Source organism: Streptomyces sp. LMG1-1-1.1 (genome assembly GCF_040815545.1).
Taxonomy (GTDB): Bacteria; Actinomycetota; Actinomycetes; order Streptomycetales; family Streptomycetaceae; genus Streptomyces.
The window spans coordinates 166,084-177,073 of sequence record NZ_JBFPNH010000054.1 but is presented as its reverse complement, the minus strand read 5'-3'; the positions used below and the strand labels follow the sequence as shown (position 1 = coordinate 177,073).

8 protein-coding genes are annotated in these 10,990 nt (G+C 73.9%); 1 reads left to right on the top strand and 7 read right to left on the bottom strand.

Annotated features, from left to right (window positions below):
- Window positions 1–26 precede the first annotated feature (26 nt).
- A complete protein-coding gene (locus tag MRBLMG1_RS28665; protein ID WP_367827031.1) occupies window positions 27–1,277 on the bottom strand; it encodes an extracellular solute-binding protein in 1,251 nt (416 codons plus the stop codon).
- Window positions 1,278–1,555: 278 nt separating this feature from the next.
- On the opposite strand from MRBLMG1_RS28665, the gene MRBLMG1_RS28660 reads away from it, so the two are divergent.
- Window positions 1,556–1,771 (top strand): dodecin, encoded by a 216-nt coding sequence (locus MRBLMG1_RS28660; RefSeq protein WP_367827030.1) that lies wholly within the window; start codon window positions 1,556–1,558, stop codon window positions 1,769–1,771.
- Window positions 1,772–1,816: 45 nt separating this feature from the next.
- Here the strand turns inward: MRBLMG1_RS28660 and MRBLMG1_RS28655 are convergent, their stop codons facing one another.
- The 6 genes from MRBLMG1_RS28655 to MRBLMG1_RS28630 form a co-directional block, all read right to left on the bottom strand.
- Window positions 1,817–2,305: an LNS2 domain-containing protein gene (locus MRBLMG1_RS28655; RefSeq protein WP_367827029.1), complete on the bottom strand. Its 489-nt coding sequence runs from the start codon at window positions 2,303–2,305 to the stop codon at window positions 1,817–1,819.
- Between the two features lie 99 nt (window positions 2,306–2,404).
- Complete coding sequence (locus MRBLMG1_RS28650) at window positions 2,405–5,278, bottom strand: type 2 lanthipeptide synthetase LanM family protein (RefSeq protein ID WP_367827028.1); 2,874 nt, start codon at window positions 5,276–5,278, stop codon at window positions 2,405–2,407.
- A 237-nt stretch (window positions 5,279–5,515) separates the two neighbouring features.
- On the bottom strand, window positions 5,516–5,719 hold the full coding sequence (locus tag MRBLMG1_RS28645; RefSeq protein ID WP_367827027.1) for a DUF6229 family protein: 204 nt from the start codon (window positions 5,717–5,719) through the stop codon (window positions 5,516–5,518).
- A 291-nt stretch (window positions 5,720–6,010) separates the two neighbouring features.
- Complete coding sequence (locus tag MRBLMG1_RS28640) at window positions 6,011–6,805, bottom strand: ABC transporter ATP-binding protein (RefSeq protein ID WP_367827026.1); 795 nt, start codon at window positions 6,803–6,805, stop codon at window positions 6,011–6,013.
- Entirely contained in the window at window positions 6,802–9,681 is a 2,880-nt protein-coding gene (locus tag MRBLMG1_RS28635) for an ABC transporter permease subunit (RefSeq protein ID WP_367827025.1), read from the bottom strand. The genes MRBLMG1_RS28640 and MRBLMG1_RS28635 overlap by 4 nt, the downstream gene beginning before the upstream one ends.
- Before the next feature lie 12 nt (window positions 9,682–9,693).
- On the bottom strand, window positions 9,694–10,941 hold the full coding sequence (locus tag MRBLMG1_RS28630; RefSeq protein WP_367827024.1) for an ABC transporter substrate-binding protein: 1,248 nt from the start codon (window positions 10,939–10,941) through the stop codon (window positions 9,694–9,696).
- Window positions 10,942–10,990: the final 49 nt, after the last annotated feature.

Here is a 10,990-nt window from a genome sequence, read left to right as displayed (position 1 = left end):
GATCGCCGGTGTGCGAAGGCTGAATGCTATTCGGCGAGCGTGTCCGTGATGGCGTCCGAGGCCTCCTTGGCGGCCTTCAGGGGGTCCTCGCCCATGAGGACGGCCGTCATGTACGGCTTGATGGGGTTGTCGCCCTCGACGCTGGCCCACTGCGGGGAGTTGGGGGTGGCCCGGCCGCGCACGGCGCCCTTGGCCATGACGGCGGTGGCCTCCTGGTTGGCGACGACGGAGGCGAGGCTCTTCTTGTTGGGCACGTACCCCATGGTGCGGGCGAGCTCGGACTGCCACTTCTCGCCGGCGAACGCCTTGACGACGTCGATGGCGGCGGTGCGCTGGGGTGCGTTCTCCGGGATGATCAGGTCGGAGCCGCCGGTGAAGACGGCGCAGGGCTGGCCGGCCCTGGCGCCGGGTATCGGGAAGTAGCCGAGCTTGTCCTTGAGCGCCGGGTTGGCCTTGAGGATGGCGGCGACGGCGCTGGGGGTGGCGATGAGCTGGGCGACGTCGCCCTTGGCGAAGACGTCGGCCTGCGGCGGGTTCTGCTCGTCGGCGTTCTTGGGGCCGGAGCCGAGGGACTGGAGCGACTTGTAGTAGGCCATGCCGCGTCGGGCGGCCGGGGAATCGAGCGCGCCGGTCCATTCGCCGCCCTTGTCGACGGCGAGCTCGCCGCCCTCGTCCCAGATGAAGCCGGCGAGGGTGTACCAGTCCTGTCCGGCGAGGTAGATGCCCTGGTTGCCGTCCTGGTTGAGCTTCTCGGTGTCGGTGAGCCACTCGGCGCGGGTGGCCGGCGGCGCGTCGATGCCGGCGTCGTCGAAGAGGTCCTTGTTGTAGATGACGATGCGGTTCGCGGCGTACCAGGGGATGCCGTACTGGGAGCCGCCGATGCTGCCGGGTTCGGCGAGGCCGGGCACCCAGTCCTCGCTGCCGAGGTCGCGCACCGACTCCAGGGTGAGGTCGAAGAGCTTCTCGGTGTCGGCGTACTGGGCGACCTGGGTGTTGCCGACCTCGATGACGTCCGGTCCGCCGGAGCCCTCGATGGCCTCGGTGACCTTCTTCCCGATGCCGGTCCAGTCCTGGATGGTGACGTTGAGCTCGACGTCGTCGTGCTCGTCCTCGTACGCCTCCGTGAAGCGCGTGAGGAAGTCCTCGCTGACGCTGTCCCTCATGAGCCAGATGTTGACGGTCTTCGTCCGGCCGCCTCCGCCCGGCAGCATCCCGCAGCCGGCGAGGGCGAGCGCGGTGACGACTGCCAGGGGGCAGGCGAGATGGCGGTTCTTCACGTGGGTCACCTTCTGCGGTTCAGCACAGGGGCGTGCGGCATGGGGGGCTGACCCGACATGGGGGGACCGAACGGGGTGTTCGCGCGGGTATGTGGCCTGGATTCTGGTCTGGACCAACGGGATGGTCAAGTCCTGGACCATCCCGTTCCGACCCGAGGTCGGGCAGGCCGAGCCCTTACCTTCGGTAGCTCCCGGACGCCGACCGGCCCCCGTCGTGTCGCGGGCCGACGCACCCTGGGGCACCGTGGAGGGAACGCACCGAGAGGAGCTCCGCCCCCATGTCGAACCACACCTACCGCGTCACCGAGATCGTCGGCACCTCCACCGAAGGCGTCGACGCGGCCATCCGCAACGGCATCAACCGCGCCTCGCAGACCCTGCGGGGCCTCGACTGGTTCGAGGTCACCCAGGTGCGCGGCCACATCGTCGACGGAGCGATCGAGCACTACCAGGTCGGCCTGAAGGTCGGCTTCCGCCTGGAGGACGAGGCCTGAGGAGCCCCCTCCCCCCGACGGGCCGACCGCCGGCGGCGGACCCGCTCAGGTACGGCCCTCCTTCTCCTGGGCCACCCGCAGCGTCTCGGAGGGCTCCGCCCACCGGGCGCGCACGACCCGGAAGCCGGCCGCCTCCGCCGCATCGCAGACTGCCAGATCGTCGTCGACCAGCATCCTCACCGTGCGGTCGGCGGCGAGCCGGCGCAGGATCTCCACCTTCGTCACCCGGGCCGGGCGGAAGTCGCGGTTGCGCCGCATGTGGACCGCCCCTTCGGGGAGTCCCTGCTCGGCGAGCCACTCCACGGTCGCCCGCCGGCACCGCTCCGGCCGCCCGGTCAGATAGACCACCTCGCACTCCTGCGCCGCCTCGCGGCACAGCGCGACGCCCTCGTCGAGCGGCGGATCGTCCGGCGCCGCCGCGAAGAAGGCCTCCCAGTCCTTGGGCTTGCGCTCCAGGAAGTGCTGGCGGTGCGCGGTGCCCGCCAGGGTGTTGTCGAGGTCGAAGACGGCCAGCGGCCTGTTGTCCGATGTCACGGGCCCCAGGGTAGGAGCCGTACGACGAGCGCGCCCGGGGATTCCGCGGCGGGTCCCGACCGAGGCGCCAGGTCAGCGGCGGTCTGGAACCCGCCCCCCTTACCGGACGGGAACCGTGCCCCCGTGCCGCCCGCTCGCGGTGTCGCCCTCTGCCGGGGGGAGCGCCAGGAGGAGCGGCGAGCTCAGCCGGGCGTCCGGGTGCATCCGCAGGAGCTGGTGGACCACGCCGGACAGTCCCGGGAGCAGTCCCGGCGCGAAGGCCTCCTTGGCGAGGCCGCCGACGGGGCCGCGCTGCTCGATGCCGGTGAGCAGCTCGGCGTCGGCCCGCGCGGCGGACGGCCCCTCGTAGCCGTCGAGGCCGCGCAGGCGGTGGAGGATCTCCCAGAGTCCGAGGTCGCCGTGGCAGAGGGTGTGGCTCCAACCGAAGCCCTCGCGCAGGCCGGCCGGGCCGGAGCGGAGCGCGGTGTCCAGATGGCGGGGGTCGCCGGTGCGGTCGTGGAGGTCGACGGCGGCGAGGCCGATGCCGGTGCTGCCGTGGCACCACGCGGTGGGATGGTCGACCTCTCCCCCGACCCGCGCGTCGGCCCAGGCCCGTTCGCCGGGCGAGTACAGCGACTCCTCGAAGTCGTGCGCCAGGGCGCCGAGTTCGTACCACCGGCGCCGGTCGGTCGTGCTACCGGCGGTGGAGAGGGCGAGCCTGGTGAGCGCCCAGCCCGCGCCGGTGGAGCCGTGGGCGAATCCGCCGATGCCCTCCGGGAACATGACGGTTGACCAGCGTGCTCCGCGGTCGTCGAGGACCGCGGTCGCCTCCAGTCGCCGCCCGGCCTCGGCGGCGAGGTCCACCCATCGTTCCTGGCCGGTGAGTTCGGCGAGGTCGAGCAGGGGGACGATCACGCCGGCCACGCCGCCGAGCACGTCGAGCGCCCGGTCCTCGGCGATGAGTTCGGGAGTCAGCAGCGCGGCCCTGGCGCGGGCGCGGTCGAGCGGTCCGGACGTCCCGAGGAGCCGGTGGAGGGCCGCCCAGGTCCACACCTGCGAGGCGATCCCGGTGAACCCGCCGAGCTGGCGGGTCGGCGTGGTGTCCTCGGTGGCGGCCAGCACCTCCAGGGCGCCGGCGAGCACGGACTCGACGCCGTCCACCGCGTCGGCCCGCCCGGCCCGGTGCTCCCGCACGTACTCCGCGAGGGCGAGGGCGACGCCGCCCTGGCCGGTGTAGAGGTCCGCGCCGAGCGGGCGGACGGCCCAGCCGTAGTCCGTGAGCACCGGACTGATCCACGTCGCGGTGGCGTCGGTGCCGCGTACGGCGGCCGCGCAGACGGTCTCCACGGCCGCGGCCGCCAGGGCGCGACGGCGCCGGTCCAGGTCCTCGGTGCCCGGCGACCGGGCGGGCGTCCGCACCCGGTCGGGAAGCCGCCTTTCGTTGAGATAGGCACCGACCAGCGCGCTGCGGATGGTGTCGCGCTCGCGGGCGAGGTCCGCCTGCCGCCATCCGGTCAGGAAGGCGGACAGCCGCTGCTCGTCCACCCGTTCGCCGAACACGGGGACGTCGCCGATCAGCAGGTCCGCGATCTCCCCGTCGATCACCGCGGGTTCGCGGGGCGCGCCCGGAGCGGCGAGGGCGTTGCGGCGGAGGATGTCCCGGGCCCGCGCCAGGCCGGCGTCGGGGTCGTGCAGCGAAGCCGGGTGCCAGAGCATCCGGCCTATGTCCGTGTACGCCTGCGTGGGCCGGCGGATCCTGCGGACGAGGCATCCGTCGAACACCTTCGTCAGCGTGCCGAGTCGACCGCGCGCGTCGAGTTCCGCCAGCGTCCCGGTGAGCGCGTCGAAACCGGCCAGCACCTGGTCCCAGTGGCGGATCAGGACCGGCTCGGGACTGGGGTGGTTGCCGGCCGGCGGCAGGTCCACCACGCCGATCTCCATGCGCGCGGTGTCCAGCCCTCCGTCCGCGATGACCGGGACGCGGATCCGCGGCTGCTGACCGGGCAGGCCGCCCGCGGCCGAGAGGTCCACACCGGCGAGGGCGTAGCCGTCGGTGCGGAGCGGCAGGATGCCGGTGCGGAGCACGGTGTTGCGGATGGTCCGGGCCGCCTGGTCGACGGCTTCGCCGCGCCCGCTCGGCGGGACGTCGACGTCGGGTGTGAACAGGGCCTCGGCGTCGACCACGGCGGGCACCGGGCCGTGGGCCACCAGGTTCTCGGCGTGCAGGTCGGTCCCGCCGAGGAGGCGCATCACCGCCAGCCATCCGCCCAGGGCGCGGTAGAACCGGGCGAGTTCGGCCTCGTCCCGGCAGTAGTGGTGGCCGAGGTGCTCGGCCCAGCCGTAGCCGTCCCGTACCACCGTCCTCGGCACGCCCAGGTCCTCGGCGCCGGGGACGGCGGCGACGAAGGAGCGCAGCGCGGCATCCACCTCCACCGGCCGCGGCTTGTACATGACGCTGCCCGTCTCGAAGAGCACCCGGGCCACCGCTCGCCCTCCGTGGTGCGTGTCCCCGCGCGCGAGCTCCACGGCGCGCAGGGGGCCCTGGTCGTCGCCGAGCAGGCGGGCGATGGCCTCCCGGTCCGCGGCCAGCCGGGTGCCGAGCTCCAGCGCGCCCTCGATCAGGAGGCGCCCGGAGGCGAAGACGCGTGCGCGCAGCGCCGGGTACCGCCGGTGCAGGGTCTCGGCGAACTCGGGGGCGGAGGCGTGCCGGATGAAGGCGTCCCAGCGGGCGGCCGAGTCCGCGCCCGGCAGTTCGCCGGCCAGGGCGGCGGCCCGCAGTTCCAGCAGGAGCACCCGGTTGAGCCGGAGCTGGAGGGTACGGCCGAGGGCGTCGCGGGTCGCGTCGCGCAGTACTGCCCGCTCGTCGGCGGCCAGTCCGGCGATCCGCGGGATCCGGTCCTCCAGCTCCGTGAACAGCGGGGTCACGAAGGCGTCCACCGGTGCCGCGAACCATCCCTCGGGCGGTGCCCCGTCGGCCGATCGGGCCGCTGCCACCGGTTCCACCATGCTGGGTCCTCTCCTGACGACTGGTCCACGTGATCCGGCCCGGGGCCGGTGGCGCGTCCCCGCCTCCGGCCCGGGCCGGTGACGCTCCCCGCGAGCCGCACCGCGACCTGACGGGCCCCGTCGCGGTGCGTCGGAGACCTGCCGTGGCGGACCGGGGCGGCATCGCGGGCCGGGGAACCCGTCAGGGTTCCCCGGGTGTTGCGTGCGCTGCCGTGCGGCGGTGCGTCAGCAGCAGTAGCTGTGCCACGAGCCGGTACAGCTGCTGCATCCGGTGAGCAGCGCCTCGGTGGCGTCGGTCAGCGCGGCTTCTCCGGCCGCCCCGCCCACGTAGAGCGGGCCGGCCGGGTTGTCGGTACCGAAGGCCGTCTCGGCACCCTGAAGCCACGCGGTGACGATCTCGTCGGTACGGCTGGCGGACATGACGGGCATGCGGTTCCTCCTACGAATCGCAGGGAATGCGCGGAGATACAGAATCCACCGGAGGATGTCCGTCCTCCACCTGCCAGAACCGGTCATTCTTCCGTCAGGTGTTCGGTTGCGCCCGGAGGCCGCCGCCCGGCCGCCGGGCCCGTGTCCACCGGTCGGCGCCTCGGGGCGCGAGCCGAGGTGAGTGGCGGTGCCCACCCCCGCGCGTCCCCGTCCGGCGGACCCGCCCGGGCCGGGGGTCCCCGGGCGGTCACCGCGCCCGTCAAGGGGCGCGGCCCTCCCACATTCGGCCATTCACCGTCCGCGGGCGGCGGTCCCGCCTCGACGATCGGGGCCGTGCCCGCGCTCCGTCCCGCCGGATCCGGTGCCGAGGTAGGCCTCGCGCACGGCGGGGTTCGCGTGGATCTCGGCAGGCGTGCCTTCGGCGAGGACGTGGCCGAGGTCGAGTACGACGACGCGTGAGCAGAGGTCCATCACGAAGGACACGTTGTGCTCGACGAGGAGCACCGCGCAGTTCTCCTCGGAGGCCGTGCGGCGGATGAGGGAGGCGAGCCGCCGGCGCTCGCCGGGGGTGGTGCCGGAGGCGGGTTCGTCCAGGAGGAGGACGCGGGGTGGGTCGGCGAGGGCGCGGGCCAGCTCGACCATGCGGGCCTGGCCGACGGGCAGGCCGCCCGCGTAGGCGTCGGCGAGCGCGTCGATCCCGCAGTCGCGGAGCACGGCGGCGGCCCGCTGTCGGTGGCGGCGCGCCGAGGGGCGTACCCCGCCGCGCCAGTCCTGCGCGACGACCAGGTTGTCCGTGACGGTCAACTGCCCGAAGAGCTGCTGGCGTTGGAAGGTGCGACGGATGCCGTGCCGGGCGCGCCAGGAGGGCGGGCGGCGGGTGATGTCCGTACCGTCGTACGCGATGGCTCCGGCGTCCGGTCGCCGGATGCCGGACAGCACGTCGAAGAGTGTCGTCTTGCCCGCGCCGTTCGGGCCTATGAGGCCGCAGATCTCACCGGGGCGTACGGAGACGGTCACGCCGCGCAGGGCGTGGACGCCGCCGAAGCGGACGTCGACCCCGCTCGCGTGGAGCAGAGAGTGGTTCATCGGCGGGCTCCCGTCCCCAGATAGGCCTCGGCGAGCCGGTCGCGGTCCACTTCGGACCGCGGGCCGGACCAGGCGATCTCGCCCTGCGCGAGGTACGCGACGGTGTCGGCGACGCCCAGGGCCTCGGCGGCCTTCTCCTCGACGAGGAGGAGCGCGGTGCCGTGGCCGCGGAGTTCGGTCAGGAGGTGGAAGACCTCGTCCACGACGCGCGGCGCGAGACCGAGGGACGGCTCGTCGGCGACGAGGACGGCCGGTGGCCGCTGGAGGAGCGGGGCGAGGGCGAGGAGTTGCTGCTCGCCGCCGGAAAGGGACCCGGCGACGACGGTGCGGCGGGCGGCGAGCGCGGGGAAGCGCGCGAACACGGCGTCCCGGTCATCGGCTTCCGTCAGCTGCAGGGCCAGGTTCTCCTCGATCGAGAGGCCGGGGAAGACGCCCCGCCCTTCGGGGGCCAGCCGCACCCCGCGGCGGGCGCGGGCGACGGGCGCGTCGCGCGTGGCGTCCTCGCCCCCGACCCGTACGACACCGCCGGCCGGCCGCAGCAGTCCCGCCGCCACCCGGCAGAGCGTGGACTTCCCGGCCCCGTTGGGCCCGAGCAGCGCCAGCACCTCACCGGGGCGCACCGCGAGGTCCACGCCGTGCAGCACGGGCGCGCCGCCGTACCCGGCTCGGACGCCGCTCAGCCGCAGCGCGCTCGGCGTCTCGCCGGGGTCGCCGCCGGCGCCCGGGTCGGTCCTCCCCGGGCCGACGGCAGATGGCTCGGCCGTACGCGCGCGGGGCGCCTCGCCGAGGTCGCCGCCGGTCCTCTGTGCGGTGCTCCCGGGGCCGACGGCGGACGGCCCGGCCGTACGTGCGCTCGACGTCTCGCCGGCGTCGCCGCCGGCGCCCGGGTCGGTCCTCCCGGGGCCGACGCCGTACGGCCCGGCCGTACGCGCGCGGGGCGGCGCGGGCGGGCGGTCACCGGCCCGTGTCGCGGCGCGGCGGGCGGCTCGCCTCGACGGCAGCGCGGCGCAGTACCCGTCGGGGTCGTTCGCCAGCGCGAGCCCCGCCAGACCGAAGAGGATCACCGGAAGGTGGGCGGACTCCGTCACGTACGTCGTGATCAGGTGCGGGACCACGGCGAAGACCAGCCCCGCCACCACCGCGAACTGCGGCCTGCGCACGCCTGCGGCGACCACGACCGCCAGCCACACCAGGCCGGTCATCGCGGTGAAGTCCGTGGCCGTGATCCGGGTGTTGTACGAGGCGTAGAGCACTCCTCCGAGGCCCGCGAGGCCCGCGGACACGGTGAAGAGCAGGAGCTTCGTCCGCACCACCGACACCCCGGACGCCGCGGCGGCCTCCGGGGCGGAGCGGACGGCGAGCATGGCCCGGCCCCAGCGGGAGCCGCGCAACCAGGTCAGCAGCGCGACGAGCAGCGCGCTGAGCAGCACGAGGGCGAGCCCCATCGCCCGGTCGTCGGCGAGGTCCACGGGGCCGGCCACCGGCCGGGGTATCTCCCATCCGGTGTCGCCGTTGCGCAGCCACCCGAGTTGGAAGAGCACCTGGTCCGCCAGGAAGGCGAGCGCGAGCGTGGCCAGGGCCAGTGTCCTGCCGCCGAGCCGCAGGGCGGGCAGCGCGACGACCGCGCCGAGCAGCGCCGCCGCCGCGGTGCCGGCCGCCGCCGCGGCGACGAAGGGCCAGCCGTGGCTCATCAGCAGCCCCGCGACGAGGGCGGCGCCCGTGACGAACGTGGCCTGGGCCAGGGACACCATCGCGCCGAGGCCGGTGACGACCGTGAACGACATGAACACGAGCCCGATCGCGAGGCCTTGGGCCAGGATCCCGCTCCAGAAGGGCGTGGTGACCGTGTAGAACGCCGTGCCGAGCAGCGCGCCGGCGACGGCCCACGCGCCCCAGCGGCGGCCCCACCCCTTCCCCGCGAGGTAGTCGACCGGTGGCGGGTCCGCGGCCGCCGTGCCCGCCGCGCGCTGCCGCCGCACGAGGACGACGAGCCCGGCGAAGAGGATGAGGAACGGCACGGCCGTGCGGAGGCCGGTGATGTCGTCGGTGAACGACGCGTACCCCGCCACGAGGTTCTGGAGCACCCCGAGTCCGAGGCCGCCCGCGAAGGCGAGCGGCACCGACGTGAAGCGCCCGAGGACCGCCGCGGTGGCCGAGACGAACAGGAACAGCGTGTAGTCGTGCGCGGAGAGGCCGAGGAGCGGGGTCGCGAGGACACCGGCGAGGCCGGCGAGACCGGAGGACAGCATCCACGCGATCGAGGACAGCCGGTCCGCGCTGATGCCCCGCAGCTCGGTGAGCGTGCGGTCGTCGACCGCCGCCCGCAGCCGCAGGCCGAGCCTGGTGTGCCGCATGAGGACCCACAGGCCGGCCGCGGCGAGGGCCGTGGCGATCCAGGTGATCAGCTGGTCGGAGTCGACGCCCACACCGTCGACCGGCCGCCAGGACACGGCGGGGCTCGGCCCGACGCCCGGCAAGCCGAACTGGTTCTCGGCGGGCAGGACGGGGGCGCCGGCCCGCGCCAGGAGTTCCACCGTCCACCGTCCGGCCGCAGGCAGCGCGACGAGCAGACCGATCGTGGCCACGATCTGCGCCGTCTGGCCGACCCCGGCCAGCTTCCTGAACATCAGCCGGTCCAGGGCACCGCCGAGGCCGGGCGCCACCACGCACACGAGGAGCAGCGCGGTGGGCACGGCCGGCCAGCCGCAACCGGAGTGGAGCTCGTAGAACGCCAGCGCGCACAGGTAGGCGGTGGAGCCGTGCGCGAAGTTGAACACCCCGGAGGCGGAGTACGACAGCACGAGGCCGGTCGCGAGCAGCGCGTACAGCGCGCCGGAGACCAGTCCGCTCAGGACGAAGCCCAGCAGGTCACCCACGTGACGCGCCCCTCAGCCGAAGGGGATCGGCGGGTAGCACTTGAACGGGACCGCCACCTCGTACCGTCCGTTCACCAGCCGGACGAGCGCCCCGCAGCCGAAGCTCTCCTTCTTCCCCTTGGGCTCGGCACGGTCGCCCACGAGCGTGCCGCTGTCGGAGAAGCCGTCGGCGGCCTTCTGGAAGGACTCCACGGTGAGGTCCCTGCCCGCCTTCCGGGCGATCGAGAGGAAGAGGTCGGCGCTCATGTACCCCGTCATCATGTGCATGTTGAGGGGTACGTCCTTGCCTCCGGCGGCCTTTTCGATGTCGTCCTTGAACTGCCGCATCGCGGGGCTGTCCGACTCGAAGGGCTGGAACTGCAGCAGTACGTGCACCCCGTCGAGCGCCTGCTTCGTCGCGTCCTTGGCGAGCAGCCCGGGGTCGTAGTCCGTCGGGTCGGTGATGAGCCCCTTGTAACCGGACCGCTTGAGTGCGGTGAACAGGCCGATGTTGTAGGGCGTCTGCATCACGGAGACCACGGCGTCGGGCGCGCCGCCGCCGGGGCCGGAGCGGAGGATCTCCTTGGTGTACGCGGACCAGTCGCTGGGCATCGAGGTCGCCGGTACGACGGCCTTGGCGTACGGGACCCGGAAGCCGGCCGCCTTGAAGCCCTGGGTGAAGGTGCGGATGCCGAACTTGCCGGCGTCGTTGTCGCCGGCGATCAGCGCGACCGTCTTTCCGCGCGCGCCGCCGAGGACGGCGGCGAGGCTCTCGGGCCAGGTCTGGTTGAGCGTGCCGCCGGGGGTCGGGACGAGGCAGCCGTTGAAACCGTAGAGGTGGGCCGGCCCGCAGAAGGAGGGGAGCGTGCCCCAGCCCACGGTCGGGACCTTCCGGCCGTCGAGGAAGTCCGCTCCGGCGAAGGTGACCGAGCTCATGGGGGAGACCGCGAAGACCTCGTCCTGCTGGACGAGCTTGCGGGCCGCCGCCAGGTTCCTGGCAGGGTCCTGGCCGTCGTCCTCGGCCCCCAGGTACTGGATCTTCCGCCCGTTGACGCCGCCCTCGGCGTTGGCCCGGTCGTAGCGGGCCCGGGCGCCGAGATCGGTGTCCTTCTTGGAGTAGCCGCTGGCGGTCGTCATGGAGACGATGCCGCCGACCTTGATCGTGTCGGCGGTGACTCCGCGTACGGACGAGGGTGTACCGCCGTCGCTGGAGGCGGAGTTGCAGGCGGTGACGAGGAGCAGGGCGAACGCGGCGGCGATGACGCGCAACGGTCGAGGCACGGGCGATCCCTCCGTCGGGTGACCGCATTCTGTGAGCGAACGGATGAAC

Coding starts and splice junctions, on each gene's coding strand:
- MRBLMG1_RS28660 (WP_367827030.1), top strand. CDS start 1,556: ATGTCGAACCACACCTACCGCGTCACCGAGATCGTCGGCACCTCCACC.
- MRBLMG1_RS28645 (WP_367827027.1), bottom strand. CDS start 5,719: ATGCCCGTCATGTCCGCCAGCCGTACCGACGAGATCGTCACCGCGTGG.
- MRBLMG1_RS28640 (WP_367827026.1), bottom strand. CDS start 6,805: ATGAACCACTCTCTGCTCCACGCGAGCGGGGTCGACGTCCGCTTCGGC.